The following is a 21,373-nucleotide window of genomic DNA, read 5'->3' on the forward strand; positions in this document are numbered from 1 at the left end:
GCGCCGCCCCGCGCGGGAGGGCTAGAAGCCGAGGCTCGCGAGCAGATCGTCGACCTGCTCCTGATCCTGCACGACGTCGGCCTTGCCTTCGGGGTTGATCTGCGGGCCGTTCAGCAGCGATGCGGGGCTGCCCGTCGGCGATTCGACGAGCTGCGCGGCCGTCGCCGCGAACTGCTCGCGCCGCTCCGGCGCGATGTTCTCGACCAGCACGCCGAGCAGTTGCTGCTCGATCAGATACACGACCTCCATGATCTTCTTGATCACCTGGCCGGTGAGATCCTGGAAGTCCTGCGCGAGCATGATCTCCAGCAGTTGCTGGTTCGTCGCGATGGTGACCTGCGGCACGCCGTCGACGAACGCCCGCGTTTCGTCCATCAGCACGCGCACTTCCTCGCGGCCGATCGGCGCGTCGTACCACGTCGCCCAGCGCTCGGAGAGCGCGCGCGCGTCGCGTTCGAGCTGCTCCTGCATCGGCTTGGCGAGCTCGATGGCCGAGAGCACGCGCTCCGCGGCCTGCTCGGTCATGCTGGCGACGTAGCGCAGCCGCTCGCGCGCGTCGGGCACGGCTTCGGCCGCGCGTTCGATGTGCTTGTCGAAGCCGAGTTCGCGCATCGAGTCCCGCAACGTGCGCGTCACGTGGCCGATGCGTGCGAGGATGCGGTCGCCCGCGTTCCCGGACAGATCGCCCGACAGGCTGTCCGCGCCTTCTTGCAGCTCGTTGGACAGCTCGTCAGGCAGCTCGTTGGCCTGTGCGCCGATGTACTCGTTCACGTCAGCTCCCCGCTTTTGCCATCTTCTCCAGAATCTTGTTCAGCTTCTCATCGAGCGTCGCCGCCGTGAACGGCTTCACCACGTAGCCGCTCGCGCCGGCCTGCGCCGCCGCGATGATGTTTTCCTTCTTCGATTCCGCCGTCACCATCAGCACCGGCAGGTGCGTGAGCGCCGCATCGGCGCGGATCTCCTTGAGCATCGCGAGACCGTCAAGGTTCGGCATGTTCCAGTCGGAAATCACGAACTCATAGTTGCCGCTGCGCAGGCGCGCGAGGCCCGCTGCGCCGTCTTCGGCTTCGTCGACGTTCGAGTAGCCCAGTTCCTTCAGCAGGTTGCGGACAATCCGGCGCATCGTCGGAAAATCGTCCACCACCAGAATCTTCATTCCCTTATCCATCACAGTTCCATTCCTCCAGGCTTGCCCCGGGCAATTATCCAGACTCGCATGCTACGAGGCCAGTCAAATCAGTTATTCACCGCTGCGCGCCCGTGCTACGCGGCGCGCTTCGCTGCGCGCGCATCATACCCGCTGTACGCGGTCTCCCATCTGCGCGAGACGCGCCATCACGCGGCGGCTCATGTCCGAAAGCGGCGCGATTTCGTCGGCGGCGCCCGCCGCAATCGCCTCGCGCGGCATGCCGAACACGATGCAGCTCGCCTCGTCCTGCGCGAACGTGTACGCACCCGCGCGGCGCATGTCGAGCAGGCCCGCGGCACCGTCGCGGCCCATGCCCGTGAGGATCACGCCAATCGCATTCTTGCCCGCGTGCTGCGCCGCCGAGCGGAACAGCACGTCGACCGACGGACGATGCCGGTTCACCGGCGGGTCGTCGGAGAGATGGGCAATGTAGTTCGCGCCGCTGCGCGCGAGCAGCAGGTGCGCGTGGCCCGGCGCGATATACGCATGGCCCGGCAGCACGCGCTCGCCGTGCTCGGCTTCCTTCACGCTGATGCGGCACAGGCCGTTCAGGCGCTGCGCGAACGACTTCGTGAAGCCCGGCGGCATGTGCTGCGCGATCAGCACGGCCGGTGCATCGGGCGGCAGCGGCGTGAGCACTTCGCGGATCGCTTCCGTGCCGCCCGTCGATGCGCCGATGATGATCAGCTTCTCGGTACTGAGCAGCGGGTTGTTGATCATCGGCGCGTGGGTCGCGGCCGGAGGCGTGCCCGGCGCGCCAGCCGCGCCCGCATGGGCCGCAGCCGGTGCGGCGTGACGCGCCTGCACGCGTGCGCGCGCGGCGGCGCGCACCTTGTCCGCGAGCTTTTCCGCGTATTCGAGCATGCCGTCGCGAATGCCGACTTTCGGCTTGGTCACGAAATCGACGGCGCCCAGTTCGAGCGCGCGCAGCGTGATTTCGTTGCCGCGCTCGGTCAGCGACGACACCATCACGACCGGCATGGGACGCAGGCGCATGAGCTTCTCGAGAAAGTCGAGGCCGTCCATGCGCGGCATTTCCACGTCGAGCGTGAGAACGTCGGGGTTGTGCTGCTTGATCAGCTCACGCGCGACGAGCGGGTCGGGCGCAGTGGCGACGACCGTCATGTCCGGCTGATCGTTGATGATCTCCGTCATCAGACTGCGGATGAGCGCCGAATCGTCGACACAGAGAACCTTGATTTTTTGCACAGTGTTCACGCCTCCTCTACTGTCTTGGCGTTGTCTTGTCTGAGTGGCCGCAGCGGCGAGGAACCCGCCGCGCCGAAAAGTTCGACGCGGCTGCGAGTGCCCGCCTGCTGCGGTGAGGCCGGCTGCGGCGCGCGGGCTGCCGCGGCCCGCGTGCCCGCGAGTCCGAACAGCTCGACGCGCGCGCGCGCCTGGGCGAGCCTTTCGGCACGCGCCTCGGGAGATTGCCGCGCGAGCGCCTGTTCACGCTCGGCGACGCCCGGATCCTGCGTGAGCCGCAGCTTTTTCACCATCACCTGGCCCGTATGCGGCAAGAACGCGATCTTGCGCGGATGCGGGCCCTGAAGATCCTCGGCGACGATGCGGATGTGTTCGGTCGCGAGATAGCGGCGCACGAACTCGGCGTTGCGGTCGCCGATATTCATCGTCGTCATGCCCGCGAGCACCGCCGCGCCGCCGAACACTTTCGCTTCGAAGCGCTCGCGCCGACCGCCCGCCTTGATGAGCTCGTTGATGAGCACTTCCATCGCGTAGGCGCCGTAACGCATCGCGTCGGAGGCGGCCTGCGCGACATCGGCGCCGTCGTCGGGCAGCATGAAATGGTTCATGCCGCCGATCCCCGCCGTGCGATCCTGAATGCACGCGGCCACGCACGAGCCGAGCACCGTCATGAGCACCATGTCCTCGGCGGTCGTATAGAACTCGTTCGGCAACAGCTTCACGCCCTGGCGGTGGAAGTGGTTGTCGTAATAGAGGTTGGTCGCGATCGGCAGCGTGGTGCTCATGCAGGCGTTCCGATCGTGTCGCCGACGCGGCGCGCGGCCGACGTGGTGGCGGTGGCCGCGGTGGTCGCGGTGGCCCGCTCCCGCGCCAGCTCGTAGACGGTCTGGCCGCGCAGCCGGAAAGCCTGCGTGACGTAAGTGAAGTTTTCCGAATGCCCCGCGAACAGCAGTCCGTCCGCCTTCATCAGCGGCTCGAAGCGCGTGAGCACCCGCGACTGCGTCGGCTTGTCGAAATAGATCATCACGTTGCGGCAGAAGATCGCGTCGAATTGCTGCCGCAAACCGTAGTCCGCGTCGGTGAGATTGAGCTGCTCGAAGCGGATCATCTGGCGCAACTCGGGGCGCACCTTCACGAAGCCGTCGTGCGCGCCGGTGCCCTTCAGGAAGAAGCGCTTCAGACGCTCCGCCGAAAGGTGCTTCACCTGGTCGTAGGCATAGACACCCGCATTGGCCTTCGCGAGCACCTGGGTGTCGAGATCGGTCGCGAGCACGCGCGCGTCGCGCGCCGCACGCTCACCGAGCGCCTCGATCAGCGTCATGGCGATCGAATACGGCTCTTCGCCCGTGGAAGCCGCCGAACACCACACCGAAACCGGTTGCGTGCGCCGCTTCACGAACTCCGCGAGAATCGGAAAGTGATGCGCCTCGCGAAAGAACGCCGTGAGGTTCGTGGTGAGCGCATTCGTGAACGCCTCCCACTCGAGCGCGTCGTTGCCCTGTTCGAGCTGATCGAGGTAGTCCCGGAAGCTGTCGAGCCCGAGCGCGCGCAGGCGCCGCGCGAGACGGCTGTACGCCATGTCGCGCTTGTGGTCCGAAAGCGAAATACCGGCGCGGCGATGGATCAGCGCGCGGATCCGCTCGAAGTCCGCCGTGGTGAAATCGAAATCGCGGTTACCCTCGGCTGGCGCCGCACTCGCGCTCGCGCGCGTGGCGCGATCGTCTCGCCTTGAACGCGGATCGCTCATCGTCTTGCGCTCCCGCCGGATCTGGCCACACGCCCGGCCGCGCGCGCGGCGGGTTGCAGAGCGCCATGCGCGCCGCGCCGCGCGGCCGTCTCGTCGACGGCAGCACGGTACGTTTCATCGCGGCCGTGGACACTCGTGTGCATTGCGTAGCTCTTCCGATCTAGAACGTTTCCCAGTCGGCGTCCGCTGATGCGGCGCTCACGACCGGCTCGACGCGCGGAGCGGACTTCGTCGCCGGCCGCAGCAGAACCGGATCGGCGGCAGGCTTCGGCGACGCTGCGGGTGCGGCCGCGCGCTTCGCGGCGGGCGCTGCCTGCGTGGCTTGCGGCGCGTGCGCAGCCTGCGTGGCGACAGGCGCTGCGGACGCTGCGGACGTTGCCGGTGCTGAAGCAGAGCGCCCAGCCGTCGTGCGCGAGCGCGCGGACGCCGCGCCCGTGCGCCAGATTCCGAGCACGGTCTGCAAATTGCGCGTCTGCTCTTCGAGCGAGGCCGCCGCAGCCGCTGCCTGTTCGACCAGCGCCGCGTTCTGCTGCGTGACCGTATCCATCTGCGTGACGGCGCGGTTCACCTGTTCGATGCCGCCCGACTGTTCCTCGGAGGCCGAGCTGATCTCGCCCATGATGTCGGTCACGCGCCGCACGGCGAGGAGGATGTCTTCCATCGTCGTGCCCGCGCGGCCCACGAGCTGCGAGCCGCTTTGCACCTTCTGCGCGGAATCGTTGATCAGTTCCTTGATTTCCTTGGCCGCGCTCGCGCTGCGCTGCGCGAGGCTGCGCACTTCGCCCGCGACCACCGCGAAGCCGCGGCCCTGCTCGCCCGCCCGCGCGGCCTCGACCGCCGCGTTGAGCGCCAGAATGTTGGTCTGGAACGCGATGCCTTCGATCACGCTGATGATGTCGACAACCTTCGCCGAGCTGGCCGCGATGTCCTGCATCGTGTGCACCACTTCGCCGACCACTTCGCCGCCGCGCGTCGCGATATCCGACGCGTTGACCGCAAGCTGGCTCGCCTGGCGTGCGTTTTCGGCGTTCTGCTTCACAGTGCCGGTGAGCTGCTCCATGCTCGACGCGGTTTCCTGCAGCGAAGCCGCCTGCTGCTCGGTGCGCTGCGACAGATCGGTGTTGCCCATCGCGATCTCGCGCGCGCCGATGTCGATCGAACCCGCGCCCGTGTTCACGGCGTTCACGAGCGAGACAAGGCTCTCCTGCATGCGCTTGAGGCCCACGAAGAGACGGCCGATTTCGTTCGTGCGGTCGACTACGATGGACGTCGACAGATCGCCTTGCGCGATGCGCTCGCAGCAATCCACGGCTTCCTGGAGCGGTTGCACGATGAGCCCGCGCAGCGCGAAGCGGATCACGAGCACGACGACGAGCGCGACGGCGGACATGCCGACGATCAGCGTGCGCATGAACGCGATCCGCCCGCGCGCGTCGGCTTCGCGCTGCTGCGCGCCGTTCTGCAGGGCTTGGGCGAGCGGCGTGGCACCGTTGTCGTAGTCGACGAACAGCGGGCTGATCTTCGTGTCCGCGACCGCGCGATAAGCCGTCTGATCGTTCGCGCGCAGCGCCGCGATCTCGGGCTGCACGCCGTCTTGCAGCAGCGTCGCGCGCTTTTGCGCGAGCGTGTCGAGCGCAGCGGCGTCGATACCGCTCTTCGGCGCGGCCTGGAACGCCTTCCACGCGTCGTTGCCCTTGGCGAGCAGTTCGTCGGCGCGATCGAGCGCCTGCTTCGATTCGTCGGCCTGGTTCGCCACGGCGAGCGCGCTCGCGCGCTCGAGCGAGATGCGCGCGCGCAGCAGATACGACGACGCGTCGTTCAGCGAGCGCATCGCGACGACGTCGCCGTGCGCAATCGCGCTGAGCGAGTCGCCCGCGCCGCCGAGCGCGAAAAGGCCTAGCGCACCGACCAGAAAGGTCAGCAGGATCTGTACGGCGCCGACGCCGGTTAGCGTCGCGCGGATCGACCACTTGTGCAGCATCTCAATGGCTCCTGTGCTGTGCGAAAGGTTCAGTGAGCGTCGCACAAATCGTTATTTGCAGCGCGCCAAACAAAGGGCAGCTTGCCGCTCTTTTCGGCGGCTTGCCGCTCTTTCGCGCCTGCCCACACCGTGGGCCCCCCAGATACCGGTCCGCCGTGCCTACTTGGCGAGCGCCTCGATCAGCGCCATTTCGCGGCTCGTCATCAGCTTTTCGATGTCCATCAGGATCAGCATGCGGCCGTCCAGCGTGCCGAGGCCCGTGAGGAATTCGGTGGTGAGCGTCGCGCCGAACTCCGGCGCGGGCATGATCTGGTCTTGCTGCAGCGTGAGCACGTCGGACACGCCGTCCACGACCATGCCGACCACGCGATGCGCGACGTTCAGGATGATGACGACCGTCTGGTGGTCGTATTCGACGCGGCCCAGATGAAACTTGATGCGCATGTCCACGATCGGGACGATGATGCCGCGCAGGTTGATGACGCCCTTGATGAATTCGGGCGCATTGGCGATGCGCGTCACGCTGTCGTAGCCGCGGATCTCCTGCACCTTGAGGATGTCGATGCCGTACTCTTCCGCGCCGAGCGTGAAGACGAGGAATTCCTGACCGCCTGCTTCGGCTTGCTGCGCGTCGCGCCGGTGCGCGAGGGCTCCGGCTGCGCCGTTGCCGCCGTTGCCATTGATGGGTTGGACTTCTGCCACGTTAGCCCCTGAACAGTTTGAATTGGGTTGCAAAAGTAAGTCTGAAGCGCCTGCGGTCAGGCAAATTCGGCGAATGCGCCCGCGGCCTGCCCCGCGCCGTGGCTCAACCGCGTTTCGCGATTGAGCGCCGCCACGTCGACGATCAGCGCGACGCTGCCGTCACCGAGGATCGTCGCCGCGGAAATGCCGTGCACCTTGCGGTAATTCGTCTCAAGGTTCTTCACCACCACCTGCTGCTGGCCGACGAGTTCGTCGATCAGCATCGCGAAGCGGCGTCCTTCGGTTTCCATGATCGTCACGATGCCCTGCGTCGGCTCGGTGCGCGCGCCTTCCACGTTGAACACCTGATGAAGCGCAACCAGCGGCAGGTATTCGCCGCGCACGCGCACGACGCGGTCGCCGTTGGTCACCGTGTAGATGTCTTCGAGGCGCGGCTGCAGCGACTCCATCACGAAGTTCAGCGGCAGAATGAAGATCTCGCTGCCGACCTTGACCGACATGCCGTCGAGAATCGCCAGTGTGAGCGGCAGCACGATGCGCGTCGTCGTGCCCTTGCCCGCGTACGACGTGATTTCGACGTGGCCGCCCATCGCCTGGATGTTGCGCTTCACGACGTCCATGCCGACGCCGCGGCCCGACACGTCGGTGACCTGTTCGGCGGTCGAGAAGCCCGGCGCGAAGATGAGATTCCAGACCTCTTCGTCCGGCATCGTTTCGCTGACCGACATGCCCTGCTTGATCGCCTTCGCGAGAATCTTGTCGCGGCGCAGGCCCGCGCCGTCGTCGCTGACCTCGATCACGATGTTGCCGCCGTGGTGCGCGGCGGACAGCACGAGCTGGCCGGTCGCGTCCTTGCCCGCGGCGCGGCGCGCTTCCACCGTTTCGATGCCGTGGTCGAGCGAGTTGCGCACGAGGTGCGTGAGCGGATCGATGATGCGCTCGATCAGGCTCTTGTCGAGTTCGGTCGCCTGACCGAACGTCACGAGTTCCACGTCCTTGCCGAGCTTGGCCGCGAGGTCGCGCACGAGACGCGGGAAGCGGCTGAACACGTAGTCCATCGGCATCATGCGGATCGACATCACCGCTTCTTGCAGGTCGCGCGCGTTGCGTTCGAGCTGCGCCATGCCGTTGAAGAGCCGGTCGTGCAGCGCCGGGTCGAACGCATTGGCCGTTTCGGCGAGCATCGCCTGGGTGATGACGAGTTCGCCGACGAGGTTGATGAGCTGGTCGACTTTCTCGACGCCCACGCGAATCGAGCTGCCCTCCGCCGATGCGGCGGCGGCGGCCGGGCGGTGCTTGCGCTCGGCCTCGGGGGCATGCGCCGCACCTGACTGGCCCGGCGCGGCTTCGTGTTCGGGCTGGGCAGGCGCTGCGGCAGGCGCGGCTTGTGCGACTTGCGCGATTTGCGGCGCAGGCGCGACGGGCGCGGTCAGTGCGGTTGCGGGCGCGCTCGCTGCGGCCGGTGCGGCGACCGGCGCCGCGGGTTCGACCACCGCCTCGGGCTGCGCGGCAGCGGCAGCCGGCGCTGCGCCGCGTCCGATCGAGATCTGGCTGTCGTCGATCACGAAACAGCACACGGCGATGATGTCGTCCGAGGACACCTCGGTTTCGAGCCAGAGCGTGATGTCGTCGCCGGTCTTCACCTGCGCGACCACGCGGCCGAGGTTGCCGAGTTCTTCGGCGAGCAGTTCCTGATCCTTCGCATCGACACGGCGCAAGGTGATGCGCAGATGCGGGCCGTTTTCCGCGCCGCCGCCGCTTGTGCCACTTGCGCCGCCCGTGCCGCTTGCGGTCATCGCTTCGTCGACGACGTGCTCGGGCGCGCCGTTGGCCGATGCGGCCGGTGCGGCCGGTGCAGCCACGGCGGGTGCGGCAGGCGCTGCGGCGGGAGCGGCAGCAGGCGCTGCGGGCGCGGGTGCAGCAGGTGCGGGCATGCCGCGGCTTTCCGCGTAGAGCCGTTCGAGCTTCGCGCGCACGGCGGCGGCGGCGGCCGCGTCGGGCTCGGCGCTCGCGCGGTAGTCGGCGAGCTGGCCCGAGAGCACGTCCTTCGTTTCGAGGAACGTGTCGATCATGTCCTTGCGCAGCACGAGTTCGTTGTTGCGCGCGCGGTCGAGCAGCGATTCGAGAATGTGCGTCGTTTCGGTGAGCGCGGTGAAGCCGAACGTCGCCGCGCCGCCCTTGATCGAATGTGCCGCGCGAAAGATCGCAGCGAGATCCTCGGGATCGGGCTGGGCGACATTCAGGTTCAGCAGCAGCTGCTCCATCTGTGCGAGCAGCTCGTCAGCTTCGTCGAAGAACGTCTGATAGAACTGAGTGATGTCGAGTGTCATGCCTGATTCACCGCGATATGTACTTGTTGGGGGCTGCCGTTGCCGCTGTCTCGTGCGACGCGCCTCATGCCTGCGCCTCGCAGAGCGCGCTCGCAAGATCGATGAGCAGCTCCGGATCCACCGGTTTTTCCAGCCAGCCCGTCGCACCGGCATCGCGCAAGGCTGTCTTGAAGGTCTGATCCGATTCCGTCGTGAGAATGAGAATCGGCGTTTCGAAATACGAGGGGTTCGCGCGCAGCTTGCGGACCAGCTCGAGGCCGCTCACGCGCGGCATGTGCAGGTCGCTGAGCACGAGGTCGAAGTGCTGCGCGAGCGCGTGCTCGAGCCCTTCGTCGCCGTCCTTCGCGAGCGTCACGTCGTACCCGGCCTGGCCGAGCGCCGCCTGCAGGATCTCCCGCATGGATGCCGAATCGTCGATCGCCAGAATGCTTCTGATCATCGGTTTCTCGCTCGCGCTGTACCCGGGCCCGAATGCTTCATTGGGCGGGCGGCTGCGCCGGGCCCGGCGCTGCCTTTGTCGCTGTCGTTGTCCCTGCGGTTGCCGCTGCGGTTGTCCCCGCGGTTGCCGCTGCCGCTGTCGTTGTCACTGTCCCTGCCGTTGTCCCTGCCGTTGCCGCCGCGGTCGGCGCCGGCATCCCGGCGACCTTCATCGCGGGCTTGATCCGCACCGGCGCCGGCGCAACCACGGGCGCCGCCTGCCCGGTCGCCGGGTGCAGCGCGATCCCCGGCAGGAGCGGCTTGCCGGAACGCGCGGCGTCGTCGGACAGCGGCGTCGTCGTCGTGTCGTCTTGCATCAGCGCGTCTTCCGACTTCTTGTTCAGCACGATGATGCTGATGCGCCGGTTCTCCGGATCGAGCGGATCGGCCTTGTTCAGGTTCTGCGTGGAAGCGAGGCCGATCACGCGCAGCACCTTGCCGTCGTCAAGGCCGCCCGCCACCAGCTCGCGGCGCGACGCGTTCGCGCGGTCCGCCGAAAGCTCCCAGTTGCTGTAACCCTTCTCGCCGCCCGCGTACGGCACGGCGTCGGTGTGGCCCTGGACGACGATGCGGTTCGGCACGTCGTTGAGCGTCCTGCCGATCGCGAGCAGGATGTCGCGCATGTACGGCTCGACCACGTCGCGCGCGGTCGCGAACATCGGCCGCTTCTGCGTATCGACGATTTCGATGCGCAGGCCCGTGAGCGTCGAGTCGATGCGGATCTGCTGCTTGTACTGGCGCAGCACCGGGTTCGCCTCGATCGCGGCCATCAGCTTGACCTGCAGATCGTGCAGGCGCTCCTGTTCGCGGCGCTCGAGCGAGCCTTGCTGCTGCTTCGACGCTTCTTCGTCGTTAAAGCGCACCGAGGTGCGCTCCGATTGCAGCGTCTGGCCTTCGCTCTGGCGCATGACGCCTTGCTTGTCGGTCGAGATGTCGCGGCCGCCGCCCTTGAGGATGCTCGAATCCTCGGCGCTGCGGTCGCCGCCCCAAAGCGCGACCCTCAACGGCTGGTTGAAGTATTCGGCAATGCCGCGCAACTCCTTCGTGGTCACCGAACTCAACAGCCACATCAGCAGGAAGAACGCCATCATCGCGGTCATGAAGTCCGCATAGGCGAGCTTCCACGCCCCGCCGTGAAAGCCGTGGCGTGCAGGCGCGACGCGCTTCACGACGATCGTGCGATCCTTGTCCTTGCTCATCGTGCGCTTCCTTGCTCGTTCATCCCGTCTGCCTTACTTCGCCTTCACGCGGCGCACGTGATCTTCGAGTTCCGAGAACGACGGACGCTCGGTCGAGAACAGCACCTTGCGGCCGAATTCCACGGCGATGGCAGGCGCGTAGCCGTTCAGGCTCGCGAGGATCGTCACCTTGATGCACTGGAACATCTTGGTGGACTCGGTCACGCGCTGCTCGGCGAGGCTCGCGAGCGGCCCGATCAGGCCGTACGAAAGCAGAATGCCGAGGAAAGTGCCGACCAGCGCCTGGGCGATCATCTCGCCGAGCACGGCGGGCGGACGGTCCGCGGACGCCATCGTGTGCACCACGCCCATCACCGCGGCGACGATGCCGAACGCCGGCATCGCATCGCCCACCTTCGCGAGCGCGCTGGCGGGCGCCGCGCCTTCGGCGTGGTGGGTTTCGATTTCCTCGTCCATGAGGCTTTCGATTTCGAAAGCATTCATGTTGCCGCCCACCATCAGGCGCAGGTAGTCGGTGACGAATTCGATCACGTGCGGATCGGCGAGAACGCGCGGATATTGCGTGAAGATCGGGCTCTTCAGCGGCTCGTCGATGTCCGCTTCGAGGGTCAGCGTGCCTTCCTTGCGCGCCTTGGCGAGCAGGACGTAGAGCAGCGCGAGCAGCTCCATATAGACGTCCTTGTTGTACTTCGAGCCCTTGAACAGCGCCGGAATAACGCGCACGGTCGATTTGATCGTCTTGACGCCGTTGCCGAGGATGAAGGCGCCGACGCCCGCACCGCCGATCATGAGCAACTCCATGGGCTGCATCATGGCCGCAAGATGGCCACCCTCCAACACGTAACCGCCGAAGACGGACAGGATCGTTACGAGTGTTCCCACGAAAATCAGCACAGCCGGATCCTCACTAGAGAATGTGCCGCGTACCGCCGTCGGCCCGCGTCCTTAGCTGGTTTACGGCATCGCCAGGAAAAACTTTGGGATTGGACGCGTGCAGAGCAGCAACACACCGTCACTGATTTCGGGGACAGGTTCCTGCGCCAGTCGTTTAGCGGCTGAAACGCGTGTCCGCGCCAGTCAGTTCAAGGTCGCTGCGCCGTTCTTGCCGGACGCGCCGGATGCACCGCCCGCAGTGCCCGAAGTGCCCGCAGCGCTGGACACGCGGCGCGTTCGGCCCGCGCGCGAAGGCGGCTGGCACAGCCCGCAGACGTAACCGCGCCGCGGATCGTGCGCATGCGCGACGAAGTGGCCGCCGCAACGGCAGCACGGGCTCGCCTGCAGGAGCCCCGACGAGAAGTAGCGCACGAGCGTCCACGCGCGCGTGAGACTGAGCACGGGCTCCTCTTCCTGGAGGCGCACGTGTTCGAGATAGAGCCGGTAGCTTTTCACGATTGCGTGAATCGGCTCGCAGCGCGTTTCGCGGATGATGAACCGGTACGTGCCGTAAAACAGCGACGAGTGGACGTTGGGCTGCCACGTCATGAACCAGTCGGTCGAGAACGGCAGCATGCCCTTGGGCGGCGATGCGCCCTTCACTTCTTTATAGAGACGGATCAAGCGGTCGCGAGAGAGCGAAGTCTCCGCTTCGAGCACCTGCAGCCGCGCGCCGAGTTCGATCAGCTCGATCGCGAGCGCGATCTCCCTGACCTCGAGTACCACGCTCTTGGTCGCCATAGAGGCCCGATGAATACGGGAATGAGCCGTCACACCGGCCGCCAGGCCGGGCGCGGCGTGCCACATACAGACTCAGCCGATCTGGGCGACCGCCTGGCCCGCCATCAGGATGGCGGAGTGGGTCTGAGCCGACTTGCCCTTGTCGGCCAGCGCGCCGAGGATGGTGTGGTCGTCGAACCGGAAGCGGCAAAGCATCTGGTTCGAGGCGGCGAGCCGTACGGTTTGCGCCATCGAGAGACCGGCGAGAACGTCGGCGATCTGCTCGGAAATGCCCATGCGGAACATGCCGGCCGGCTTGTCCTCGCGCAGCAGGCGTTGCGCCAGCAACAGGTACGACAGGTTCACGTCCTTGATCTCACTGAGCATCTCGTTGTTCGTGCCGCCCATGGATTCCCCCCCGGGATTCGTATCGATTCGGCTGGTCAGGCCTACGTAAAACGTTTGCTCGTTCACATCCGTAAAAGCTGGCTGAACGGCTCATATAGATTGAACGCGCAATTGTGGCGAGGCCGTGCATCTTTGAATATTGGACGAATGCCGCAACGATCTGCGAGACATTGCCGCGTTTTCGTGTAGGAATTCTTCTGACAACAGAGAAAGAGGGAGGCAAGACGGGCGTGCGCCCATGTGCGCTGCATCTGCGATGCGCGAGGCGTGTACTGCGGGGAGCGCGAATTATAGGCCGTTTCCTTGCTGTAGCTCAAATTTGCTCATGTCCCGTGCGGACCGGTGGTGGCGGATGGCGGGCGAGTGGCGGGCGGATAACTGGCAACCAGCTGGCAAATAGCTGGCATATGGATTGCGAATCGCCCGCGCCACTGCGGCGTGCATGCAGGCATCCGCCGGGCGTCGCCCGCCGTCTGTCGTCTGCCGCGCGCGTGCGTCTGTGGCAATCCGCTGTAACAGCGCGCTGTTACAACGTTAAGCGATTGCAAAAGGACTCGTATCGGTGAGCCACATCCCCATAATCGGCCTCAGGGATAACCCGATACCGCAGCGTCCGCGCTGCCTTCGCCTTCACCCGTAGCGTCGCCCCGGCCTATGCACACGGAGAACATGCCCATGCGAATCGCACAGATTGCGCCGCTTTACGAAGCAGTCCCGCCGAAACTCTACGGCGGCACCGAGCGCGTCGTGTCCTACCTGACAGAAGCGCTCGTCGACCTGGGTCACGACGTGACGCTGTTCGCGAGCGGCGATTCGGTCACCGCCGCGAAGCTCGAACCGGCCTGGCCGCGTGCGCTGCGGCTCGATCCGACGATCCGCGACGCCCTGGCGCCGCACATGGTGCTGCTCGAGCACGTGCGCCGCGTCGCCCACGAATTCGAGGTGCTGCACTTTCACCTCGACTATCTGCCGTTTCCGCTTTTTTCGACGCTCGACACGCCGTTCGTCACGACGCTGCATGGCCGCCTCGACCTGCCCGAGCTGCAGCCGGTGTTCAACACGTTCGCGGACACGCCGGTGATCTCGATCTCGGATTCGCAGCGCCAGCCGCTCCGGCAGGCCAACTGGCAAAGCACGATCTACCACGGCCTGCCCGCCGGCCTGCTCACGCCGCAGACGGACCGCGAGCCGCAATATCTGGCGTTTCTCGGCCGCATCTGCCCGGAAAAGCGCGTGGACACCGCGATCCGGATTGCAGCGCAAAGCGGCCTGCCGCTGAAGATCGCAGCCAAGGTCGACAAGGTGGATCAGGACTATTTCAAGGCCGAAATCGAGCCGCTGCTCTCGCAGGCGCACGTCGAATTCATCGGTGAAATCGACGAGTCGCAAAAGCCCGCCTTCCTGTCCGGCGCAAAGGCGCTGCTATTTCCGATTGATTGGTCCGAGCCGTTCGGCCTCGTCATGATCGAAGCGATGGCTTGCGGTACGCCTGTGATTGCTTTCAATCGCGGCTCGGTGCCCGAAGTGATCGATCCGGGCGTGACCGGCTTTATTGTCGAGGACGTGCAAGGCGCAGTGGCGGCACTCGATAAAATCGAATCGCTTTCTCGCAAAGCCATTCGCGCGCAGTTCGACCGCCGTTTCACCTCGCATACCATGGCGCGCAATTACGTCGATGCGTATACCGCACTCATCGAGGGCGTTGGCCGTCAGGCACTGCGCTGTGTCGCCGCCGGCTGAATGACAGCCGACATGAATCATTGAGATAAAACCGACGAATACGTCATCCAAATCGTTTGCGTACTGTCGATTAGCGCCATTACCGTATTCGCATAAAAAGAGCCGCATGGAACCATGTGGCTCTTTTTGCATGCACGCATGCGGCATGCACCACCGGGGCAATAGCCGGGTTGCGGGCGCGCGCTTAAACCTCGCTGGCCCACGCCGCAAAACCTGGCTTTTGCAGGCTAAAGCCGGCTTGAGCTGATTTAACCTGTTTGGCCTGGCTTAGCCCATCAGAAAGCGTTCGCGATTTTTTCCCGCAATCCATTTGGGCGGCTTGCCGCGCCCGCTCCAGGTCGCGCCGGTTTTCGGATCCTGGTAGCGCGGAGGCAGCGGCGCCTTCTTCGGCGGGCGTCCGCGCCGGGCCGCGGCCACGAAGCCGAGGTCCTGGGCGCTCAGACCGTATTCCACAATCTTTTCGCGAATCATGGCAATCACATCCGCGATTTCGGTACGCCGCGCTTCTTCGGCCTGTGCCTGGAGCCTGGCGATCTGGGCTTTGAGTTCTGAATATTGCGACATTCCGATCCCCCTTTGATTACAAAGCTAAGCAACTCGAACCGAGATTAGTCGTAACGACAAGAATTAGCAATCACTATTAATACCGCTTTATCGGAATATTTCCAATATTTAACCATTGATCGCCCGCAGTCAAACCGCGCATCTGTAGTACGCAATAATGCGACCAAAGGTATCGGAATTGACAATCTTTGACACCCGCCGATCAATCGACTGCCTAGAATCGACCACTCCCTGACTCGATTCAGTTTTGTAAGCCCCTTTCAAAACATCTATTCGAGGTGTCGCATGATGCACTTATCCAAACGGCTCGCCGCCGAACTGTTCGGCACATTCTGGCTGGTACTCGGCGGCTGCGGCAGCGCCGTGCTCGCCGCCAGTTTCGGCGGCCCCGACCACGGCCTCGGCATCGGCTTTGCAGGCGTCGCGCTGGCATTTGGTCTGACGGTACTCACCATGGCCTATGCCATCGGGCATATTTCCGGTTGTCACCTGAATCCGGCGGTGAGCGTCGGCCTCGTGGTCGCCGGGCGCTTTCCCGCACGCGATCTCATTCCGTATATCGCGGCGCAGGTGATCGGCGCCACGCTCGGCGCATTCACGCTGTATCTCATCGCCCTCGGCAATCCGGAATTCGACCTTGCCACGAACAGCTTCGGAACGAACGGCTATGGCGAGCGCTCACCGGGTCAGTATTCGTTGATCGCCGCGTTCCTGTGCGAAGCGGTGATGACAGGCTTCTTCCTGTTCGTGATTCTCGGCGCCACCGACCAACGCGCGCCCGCCGGCTTCGCGCCGATTGCGATCGGCCTGTGCCTCACGCTGATCCACCTCATCTCGATCCCGGTCACCAACACGTCCGTGAATCCGGCGCGCTCGACCGGCCCGGCGCTTGTCAGCGGCGTTGAAGCGCTCTCCCAACTCTGGCTCTTCTGGGTGGCGCCGATCATCGGGGCAATCGTCGCGAGTCTCGTCTATCCGGCAGTGGCTTGCCGCCGCCAGGCAAGTTGAGGGGCATCCAACAGCGGACAGCCGAACACATCAACACCCGGCGGGAGCGCTCGACGGCGCCGCCCGCGCATGAGAACGGGCGCCACGGCGCCCGTCTTCCTTTCCGGCCCGGCTGTCCGCGCGCTGCTAGAATCGGGCGACCCACCGATCTTCCCGCCACGGCCCGCATCATGGAGCGCTCCTTCACCTCGCTTATCCGCATCGTCCTGTGCTTCGCGGCAGCATTAAGCGCCTGCGCGAAAGCGGCCGATACACCCGCTGCGCCCACAGCGCCCACAGCGCCCGAAGCGCAACACAATATCGAAACGCTCGTATTCGTTCGACACGCCGAAAAACCGCCCACGGGCCTCGGCCAGCTCAGCTGCAAGGGGTTGAATCGCGCACTTGCGCTGCCAGCGGTGATCGCCGCGAAATACGGCAAGCCCGACGCCATCTACGCGCCGGACCCGGGCGAGCGCAAAAACGACAGCGGCCAGCCGTACTACTATGTGCGCCCGCTCGCGACCATCGAGCCGACCGCGATCCAGTTCGGCCTGCCGGTGCAGACGCCGTACGGCTTTTCGCAGATTGGCGAGCTTGGCGGCACGCTCATCGATCCGAAGTGGGCGAACCGGACCGTGCTCGTGGCCTGGGAACATCGCGAGATCGAGGAGCTGGCGCGGCAGATCGTCGGCGCGCACGGCGGCGCAGCTGGCGACGTGCCGTCATGGAAGAGCGGCGATTTCGACAGCATCTACGTCGTGCGCGTCGACTGGAGCGGCGACACGCCACGGGCGCGTTTCTCGCACGAGCACGAAGACCTCGACGACCGCGCCGACGACTGCCCCTGCGCCGCACTGCCGCCCGCGCGCTGACGCGCCCGGCTCAGGAAACGGATTCGTCACCGAGTTCGAAAAGCTTGCGCAGATGCCGCGCGACGCCCGCCTCGAAGTTGTTGCCGATGCGCGGGACCTTCGGCAGACGTGCGATGAGATCGGGATTCGCGTTGTTCATCATGAACGGATGCCCGGCCGTTTCGAGCAGATCGATGTCGTTCATGTTGTCGCCGAACGCGACGCAGCCCGTCGTCGCGACGCCGAGCCGCTCGAGTACGACGCGCAGCGCGCGCCCCTTCGAAACGCCCGCCACCATCACTTCGAGACAGTCCGGCAGCGAATACGTGACGTAGAGCGCGTCGCCGAATTCGTCCGCGAGCCGCTGCGATACGCGCGCGAGATCGGCGGGGTCGCCGATATATAGCGCCTTGGCGATACCCACGCCGTCATGCGCGCGCAGGTCGGTCACACGATAGGTAAAGCCCGAATCCTGGTGAAAAGCGAGCAGTTCGGGCGCGTCGCGGTCGATGAACCAGGCATCGTCGGCGAAGAGGCTCACGATCACGCGGCCGTGCGTACCGGTTACCTCGGGCGCGACCAGACGCTGGACGATCGTTTCGGGCAGGTTCGCGGCGTCGATCAGCGTATCGTCCGGTGCATGGACGCGCGCGCCGTTCGAGGTGATCAGATACGGCCGGATGCCCAGCAGATCCCGGATACCGGCGACGTCGCAGTAGTGGCGCCCGGTCGCGATGACGAACCGCAGACCTTGTGCGTCGAGGGTATTGAGCGTGGCAACCGTGAACGGATCGAGCTGGTGATCGGAGTTGAGCAGCGTGCCGTCAAGATCGGTTGCGATGACCTTGTACATGGGAGTCGGACAGCAGGTGTTAAACGCTTAATGCTAACACCGCCTCGGTAACGCTGCGCCGTTCGCTCCTGCTCGATTTCCGCTCCCTGATTGGGAACCGGCGTTGCGCCCGGCGCGCCGCCGCCCTGTCCACGCTTGCTGCGCTTGCTACGCTTACGTCTACGCCTGCGCGAGCCGTGCGGCTTCGCGCTGCGCCAGCCGCAGCGCACCGCTCGTCGAATCGGCGAGTGGTGCGCGCAGCCGCGCACGCACCGCCTGCGGCACCCATTCGCGCAGCGGCTGGCCAAGCCCGCCCGAGAGCGCGGCGGGCAACGTGGCAGTCGGGTCGAGCGCGCCAATGAACTGTGCGATGGCTTCGCCCGCTTCGGCCAGCAGCTTCGCGGCAAACGGATGCTCGCGATGCGCGAGCACCACGGGCGCGAGGCTGGCGTAGGCGGTCTGGTTCGCCGCGCACAGCCAGACGATGAGACTGTCGCGATCGGTCGAGCCGGTATGGGCGAGCAGCGCCTGCGCGAAGGCATCGAGCGGCGCGCGGCCATCCAGCGCCTGCTGCGCCCAGACGATTGCGCGCAGGCCAAACCAGGCGCCGCTCGCCTCGTCCCCGGACGGAAAGCCGAAGCCGCCTGCGATCCGGCACGCGCCCGCACTGTCGAGTGCAGCGGCGATGCTGCCCGTGCCAAGCGCGACCACCACGCCGGGCTCGCCGCCGTGCGCACCGAGCAATGTCGTGTAGGCGTCGCTTTCCACGGCGAGGCCCGCCACCTGCGGCGCCTGCTGGCGAAACGCGGCGAGCCAGTCCGGGTTGTTCACGCCCGCGAGCCCGCAGCCGAGCACGCAGCGCGACCAGTCGAACGTCAGCCCCGCGTTGGCGAACGCGGCACGGCAACCCGACTCGATGGATTCCCACGCGCGCGCGATGCCAAGCCCGAGGCCCGAAGGGCCCGCGGCGGCGCGCGCGAGTTCCACGCCATTCGCGTCGCCAAGCGCCACGCGCGTGCCGGTGCCGCCGCCGTCCACGCCGATCAGCCAGGTGTGTGTCTGCATGATGATGAGTGCCGCTTTTATTGGGTGATGAGCCGTGCCGCAGAGACTAACGGGTCCGTGGCGTTCGCACAATTGGCCGGATGACCAGGGTGGCCCGGCATTCGCGATCCGCTATGCTGGCGTGAACTGAACGAACTGGCGGCAAGGAGAAATCGACGTGAGCGACGCAAGCGACGTGACTGGGACAGCGCAGCGCTGCAACTGGGCGACGACCGAAGCGATGGCGCACTACCACGACACCGAGTGGGGCGTGCCGTCGCGCGACGACCAGCATCTATACGAGATGCTCGTGCTGGAGGGCGCACAGGCGGGTCTTTCGTGGTCCACGATCCTAAACAAGCGCGAGGGATACCGGCGTGCATTCGCGCAGTTCGACATCCAGAAAGTCGCGCGCTTCACACCGAAGCACGTCGAAACGCTCATGCAGGACGCGTCCATCGTGCGCAATCGCGCCAAGATCGAGGCAGCCATCGTCAATGCGCGCGCGGTGCTGCAGATTCAGGCCGAGCACAGCTCGCTTGCGAAATTCATCTGGTCGTTCGTGGACGACACGCCGATCCAGAACGACTGGCCCTCGTATCGCGACGCGCCGGCCTCCACCGATATCTCGGACGCACTCAGCAAGGCGCTCAAGAAATACGGCTGCAAATTCGTCGGCACGACGATCTGCTATGCGTTCATGCAGGCGGTGGGCATGGTCAACGACCATGAGCGCAACTGCATCTGCCGTGCGAACTGCGCGGCGCAGGGCAAGCCGCGCCGTGCGGCGCATAACGCCTGATCGTGTGCTCGTAGTGGCCCTCGCGGCCACACCGGCCCCACCGGCCATTGCGAGCCCGAACCGGAAAACAAACCCGCTCACGAGCCGCCGCCCCAAATGCAAACGGCGGCGCAGCTTCTAATGAAGCATGCGCCGCCGTCGGCGGAACGCTTGAAACGCGAAAAAGCTTAGTGGAGCTTCTTCGGCAGCTGCTGGCTGCGCAGGCGCTTGTGCAGGCGCTTGACTGCTGCTGCCTTCTTGCGCTTACGAACAGCCGTCGGCTTTTCGTACGACTGGCGCTCACGCAGCTCGGCGATCAGGCCGTTCTTTTCGATTGCACGGCGAAAGCGACGGATCGCGACTTCGAACGGCTCGTTTTCTTTCAGGAGAATCGTCGTCATTTCTATACCTTTAAATTACTGAATTGGGTTGGTCTTGCACGAATGGCATGGGCCTCATGCATCTGCCTGCATCCACCTCATGCCGGTGAGGAGCCACTTCCGAAGCGACTAATACTACGGGCGCTACCCCACCTGTTTCGTCGCAGCAAGAATCACCCCCTAAAGGCGCGACGAATAAAAAATTTGGGTAAAAATTCCATCGAGCCGGGGATTGTACCTGAAAAATCAGGATTCGCACAGGATTGCACATCACCCCGCTCTTTTTCCCCATTTGGATCAGGTACTTAGAAAAATGCCTACCTATGCGCTCGCGTCGTTGAGCGCCTGAATATCGGCGGGATCGAGCTTCAGGCGCACCGCCGCCGCAAGGCTTTCCAGTTGTTCGAGCGAGGTCGCGCTCGCAATCGGCGCCGTAATGCTGGGCCGCGCGATCAGCCATGCGAGCGCCACCGCCGCCAGCGTCGCGCCGTGCCGCTGGGCGATGTGGTCGAGCGCCGCCAGAATGCGAATGCCGCGGTGATCCAGATATTTCTCGACGCGCGAGCCGCGCACGCTCTTCGCGAGATCTTCACGTGAACGGTATTTGCCCGACAGGAAGCCGCTTGCGAGACTGTAATAGGGCACGACAGCCAGCTGCTGCGCGAGCGCGACCGGTTCGAGGTCGGCTTCGTAGTGCGCACGGTCGTACAGATTGTATTCGGGCTGAATAATCTGATAGGCGGGCAACCCGCTCTTGCGCGCGACGGCCAGCGCCTCCTCGATACGCGCGCCGCTATAGTTCGACGCGCCGATCACGCGCACCTTGCCCGCGTCGATCAGTCGCTGATACGCGCCCAGGGTCTCTTCGAGCGGCACCTTCTGGTCGTCCTCGTGCGAGAAATAGACGTCGATATAGTCCGTCTGCAAGCGCCGCAACGAGTCCTCCACGGCCGCCGCGATGTTGGACGCCGACAGGCCCGGGCGCTGCGCGGACTTCGCCACTTTGGTTGCGATCACCACCTTCTCGCGCTTGCTGGTTTTCGCGAGCCACTTGCCGATGATCGTCTCCGATTCCCCGCCCCGGTTGCCGGGCACCCAGGCCGAGTAAACGTCCGCGGTGTCGATGAAATTCAGGCCTGCATCCGTGAAGGCGTCGAGAATCGAAAACGAGGTTGCTTCGTCGGCGGTCCAGCCGAACACGTTGCCGCCGAACATGAGCGGTGCGACCTGCAAGGCGGAAGTGCCGATCCTGCGCTGTTCCATGGACGATGTCTCCGTATGAATGCCGGGGCCGCTGGC

22 protein-coding genes are annotated in these 21,373 nt (G+C 65.3%); 4 read left to right on the top strand and 18 right to left on the bottom strand.

Translation table 11 applies throughout. The features are described 5' to 3' along the window. Positions 1-21: 21 nt before the first annotated feature. The 13 genes from cheZ to flhD form a co-directional block, all read right to left on the bottom strand. Positions 22-714, bottom strand: a complete 693-nt coding sequence (gene cheZ / locus ACFPTO_RS09945; protein WP_377711709.1) for a protein phosphatase CheZ — start codon at positions 712-714, stop codon at positions 22-24. Between the two features lie 58 nt (positions 715-772). Continuing rightward, positions 773-1,168, bottom strand: coding sequence for a chemotaxis response regulator CheY (gene cheY / locus ACFPTO_RS09950; protein ID WP_377711191.1), 396 nt, complete (start codon positions 1,166-1,168; stop codon positions 773-775). A gap of 123 nt (positions 1,169-1,291) precedes the next feature. Continuing rightward, entirely contained in the window at positions 1,292-2,398 is a 1,107-nt protein-coding gene (locus ACFPTO_RS09955) for a protein-glutamate methylesterase/protein-glutamine glutaminase (protein WP_377711193.1), read from the bottom strand. 5 nt (positions 2,399-2,403) lie between these two features. Next, positions 2,404-3,180: a chemoreceptor glutamine deamidase CheD gene (gene cheD, locus ACFPTO_RS09960; RefSeq protein ID WP_377711194.1), complete on the bottom strand. Its 777-nt coding sequence runs from the start codon at positions 3,178-3,180 to the stop codon at positions 2,404-2,406. After that, positions 3,177-4,142: a CheR family methyltransferase gene (locus ACFPTO_RS09965; RefSeq protein WP_377711195.1), complete on the bottom strand. Its 966-nt coding sequence runs from the start codon at positions 4,140-4,142 to the stop codon at positions 3,177-3,179. Before ACFPTO_RS09965 ends, cheD begins: the two co-directional genes overlap by 4 nt. A gap of 160 nt (positions 4,143-4,302) precedes the next feature. Next, the gene (locus ACFPTO_RS09970; protein ID WP_377711196.1) at positions 4,303-6,123 is read right to left on the bottom strand and encodes a methyl-accepting chemotaxis protein; all 1,821 of its coding nucleotides are present in this window, start codon (positions 6,121-6,123) and stop codon (positions 4,303-4,305) included. 159 nt (positions 6,124-6,282) lie between these two features. After that, positions 6,283-6,825, bottom strand: coding sequence for a chemotaxis protein CheW (gene cheW / locus ACFPTO_RS09975; protein ID WP_377711198.1), 543 nt, complete (start codon positions 6,823-6,825; stop codon positions 6,283-6,285). A gap of 56 nt (positions 6,826-6,881) precedes the next feature. Next, positions 6,882-9,155 carry a chemotaxis protein CheA gene (gene cheA / locus ACFPTO_RS09980; protein WP_377711199.1) on the bottom strand — a complete coding sequence of 758 codons (2,274 nt, stop codon included), beginning with the start codon at positions 9,153-9,155 and terminating at the stop codon, positions 6,882-6,884. Between the two features lie 64 nt (positions 9,156-9,219). After that, entirely contained in the window at positions 9,220-9,594 is a 375-nt protein-coding gene (locus tag ACFPTO_RS09985) for a response regulator (RefSeq protein ID WP_377711201.1), read from the bottom strand. Between the two features lie 37 nt (positions 9,595-9,631). Continuing rightward, positions 9,632-10,831 carry a flagellar motor protein MotB gene (gene motB / locus ACFPTO_RS09990; RefSeq protein ID WP_377711203.1) on the bottom strand — a complete coding sequence of 400 codons (1,200 nt, stop codon included), beginning with the start codon at positions 10,829-10,831 and terminating at the stop codon, positions 9,632-9,634. A 33-nt stretch (positions 10,832-10,864) separates the two neighbouring features. Then, positions 10,865-11,725, bottom strand: coding sequence for a flagellar motor stator protein MotA (gene motA, locus ACFPTO_RS09995; protein WP_377711205.1), 861 nt, complete (start codon positions 11,723-11,725; stop codon positions 10,865-10,867). A gap of 183 nt (positions 11,726-11,908) precedes the next feature. Continuing rightward, complete coding sequence (gene flhC / locus ACFPTO_RS10000; protein WP_377711206.1) at positions 11,909-12,505, bottom strand: flagellar transcriptional regulator FlhC; 597 nt, start codon at positions 12,503-12,505, stop codon at positions 11,909-11,911. 72 nt (positions 12,506-12,577) lie between these two features. After that, complete coding sequence (gene flhD, locus ACFPTO_RS10005) at positions 12,578-12,892, bottom strand: flagellar transcriptional regulator FlhD (RefSeq protein WP_377711208.1); 315 nt, start codon at positions 12,890-12,892, stop codon at positions 12,578-12,580. Positions 12,893-13,567: 675 nt separating this feature from the next. On the opposite strand from flhD, the gene ACFPTO_RS10010 reads away from it, so the two are divergent. Beyond that, on the top strand, positions 13,568-14,632 hold the full coding sequence (locus tag ACFPTO_RS10010) for a glycosyltransferase family 4 protein (protein WP_377711209.1): 1,065 nt from the start codon (positions 13,568-13,570) through the stop codon (positions 14,630-14,632). A 267-nt stretch (positions 14,633-14,899) separates the two neighbouring features. Here the strand turns inward: ACFPTO_RS10010 and ACFPTO_RS10015 are convergent, their stop codons facing one another. Continuing rightward, on the bottom strand, positions 14,900-15,196 hold the full coding sequence (locus ACFPTO_RS10015) for an H-NS histone family protein (protein ID WP_377711210.1): 297 nt from the start codon (positions 15,194-15,196) through the stop codon (positions 14,900-14,902). Between the two features lie 288 nt (positions 15,197-15,484). On the opposite strand from ACFPTO_RS10015, the gene aqpZ reads away from it, so the two are divergent. Together aqpZ and ACFPTO_RS10025 are read left to right on the top strand one after the other, a co-directional pair. After that, on the top strand, positions 15,485-16,204 hold the full coding sequence (aqpZ, locus tag ACFPTO_RS10020; protein WP_377711710.1) for an aquaporin Z: 720 nt from the start codon (positions 15,485-15,487) through the stop codon (positions 16,202-16,204). A 170-nt stretch (positions 16,205-16,374) separates the two neighbouring features. Beyond that, positions 16,375-17,058, top strand: coding sequence for a histidine phosphatase family protein (locus ACFPTO_RS10025; RefSeq protein ID WP_377711212.1), 684 nt, complete (start codon positions 16,375-16,377; stop codon positions 17,056-17,058). Positions 17,059-17,068: 10 nt separating this feature from the next. Here the strand turns inward: ACFPTO_RS10025 and ACFPTO_RS10030 are convergent, their stop codons facing one another. Next, positions 17,069-17,890 carry a Cof-type HAD-IIB family hydrolase gene (locus tag ACFPTO_RS10030; RefSeq protein ID WP_377711214.1) on the bottom strand — a complete coding sequence of 274 codons (822 nt, stop codon included), beginning with the start codon at positions 17,888-17,890 and terminating at the stop codon, positions 17,069-17,071. Positions 17,891-18,049: 159 nt separating this feature from the next. Beyond that, positions 18,050-18,934: a glucosamine kinase nucleotide-binding domain-containing protein gene (locus ACFPTO_RS10035; protein ID WP_377711216.1), complete on the bottom strand. Its 885-nt coding sequence runs from the start codon at positions 18,932-18,934 to the stop codon at positions 18,050-18,052. Positions 18,935-19,091: 157 nt separating this feature from the next. On the opposite strand from ACFPTO_RS10035, the gene ACFPTO_RS10040 reads away from it, so the two are divergent. Continuing rightward, entirely contained in the window at positions 19,092-19,715 is a 624-nt protein-coding gene (locus ACFPTO_RS10040; protein ID WP_377711218.1) for a DNA-3-methyladenine glycosylase I, read from the top strand. A gap of 167 nt (positions 19,716-19,882) precedes the next feature. On the opposite strand, the gene rpsU is transcribed toward ACFPTO_RS10040, so the two are convergent. Then, positions 19,883-20,095, bottom strand: coding sequence for a 30S ribosomal protein S21 (gene rpsU, locus ACFPTO_RS10045; protein WP_124151438.1), 213 nt, complete (start codon positions 20,093-20,095; stop codon positions 19,883-19,885). A gap of 300 nt (positions 20,096-20,395) precedes the next feature. Beyond that, a complete protein-coding gene (locus ACFPTO_RS10050) occupies positions 20,396-21,337 on the bottom strand; it encodes an aldo/keto reductase (protein ID WP_377711219.1) in 942 nt (313 codons plus the stop codon). Between the last annotated feature and the right edge of the window lie 36 nt (positions 21,338-21,373).

Origin of the sequence: Paraburkholderia denitrificans (assembly GCF_042655705.1) — a bacterium.
Taxonomy (GTDB): domain Bacteria; phylum Pseudomonadota; class Gammaproteobacteria; order Burkholderiales; family Burkholderiaceae; genus Paraburkholderia; species Paraburkholderia denitrificans.

Excerpts from the sequence above, each read along its gene's own strand:
- cheY (WP_377711191.1), bottom strand. The coding sequence starts at position 1,168 with ATGGATAAGGGAATGAAGATTCTGGTGGTGGACGATTTTCCGACGATG.
- cheD (WP_377711194.1), bottom strand. The coding sequence starts at position 3,180 with ATGAGCACCACGCTGCCGATCGCGACCAACCTCTATTACGACAACCAC.
- ACFPTO_RS09965 (WP_377711195.1), bottom strand. The coding sequence starts at position 4,142 with ATGAGCGATCCGCGTTCAAGGCGAGACGATCGCGCCACGCGCGCGAGC.
- ACFPTO_RS09970 (WP_377711196.1), bottom strand. The coding sequence starts at position 6,123 with ATGCTGCACAAGTGGTCGATCCGCGCGACGCTAACCGGCGTCGGCGCC.
- cheA (WP_377711199.1), bottom strand. The coding sequence starts at position 9,155 with ATGACACTCGACATCACTCAGTTCTATCAGACGTTCTTCGACGAAGCT.
- ACFPTO_RS09985 (WP_377711201.1), bottom strand. The coding sequence starts at position 9,594 with ATGATCAGAAGCATTCTGGCGATCGACGATTCGGCATCCATGCGGGAG.
- motB (WP_377711203.1), bottom strand. The coding sequence starts at position 10,831 with ATGAGCAAGGACAAGGATCGCACGATCGTCGTGAAGCGCGTCGCGCCT.
- flhC (WP_377711206.1), bottom strand. The coding sequence starts at position 12,505 with ATGGCGACCAAGAGCGTGGTACTCGAGGTCAGGGAGATCGCGCTCGCG.
- flhD (WP_377711208.1), bottom strand. The coding sequence starts at position 12,892 with ATGGGCGGCACGAACAACGAGATGCTCAGTGAGATCAAGGACGTGAAC.
- ACFPTO_RS10010 (WP_377711209.1), top strand. The coding sequence starts at position 13,568 with ATGCGAATCGCACAGATTGCGCCGCTTTACGAAGCAGTCCCGCCGAAA.
- ACFPTO_RS10015 (WP_377711210.1), bottom strand. The coding sequence starts at position 15,196 with ATGTCGCAATATTCAGAACTCAAAGCCCAGATCGCCAGGCTCCAGGCA.
- aqpZ (WP_377711710.1), top strand. The coding sequence starts at position 15,485 with ATGCACTTATCCAAACGGCTCGCCGCCGAACTGTTCGGCACATTCTGG.
- ACFPTO_RS10025 (WP_377711212.1), top strand. The coding sequence starts at position 16,375 with ATGGAGCGCTCCTTCACCTCGCTTATCCGCATCGTCCTGTGCTTCGCG.
- ACFPTO_RS10030 (WP_377711214.1), bottom strand. The coding sequence starts at position 17,890 with ATGTACAAGGTCATCGCAACCGATCTTGACGGCACGCTGCTCAACTCC.
- ACFPTO_RS10035 (WP_377711216.1), bottom strand. The coding sequence starts at position 18,934 with ATGCAGACACACACCTGGCTGATCGGCGTGGACGGCGGCGGCACCGGC.
- rpsU (WP_124151438.1), bottom strand. The coding sequence starts at position 20,095 with ATGACGACGATTCTCCTGAAAGAAAACGAGCCGTTCGAAGTCGCGATC.
- ACFPTO_RS10050 (WP_377711219.1), bottom strand. The coding sequence starts at position 21,337 with ATGGAACAGCGCAGGATCGGCACTTCCGCCTTGCAGGTCGCACCGCTC.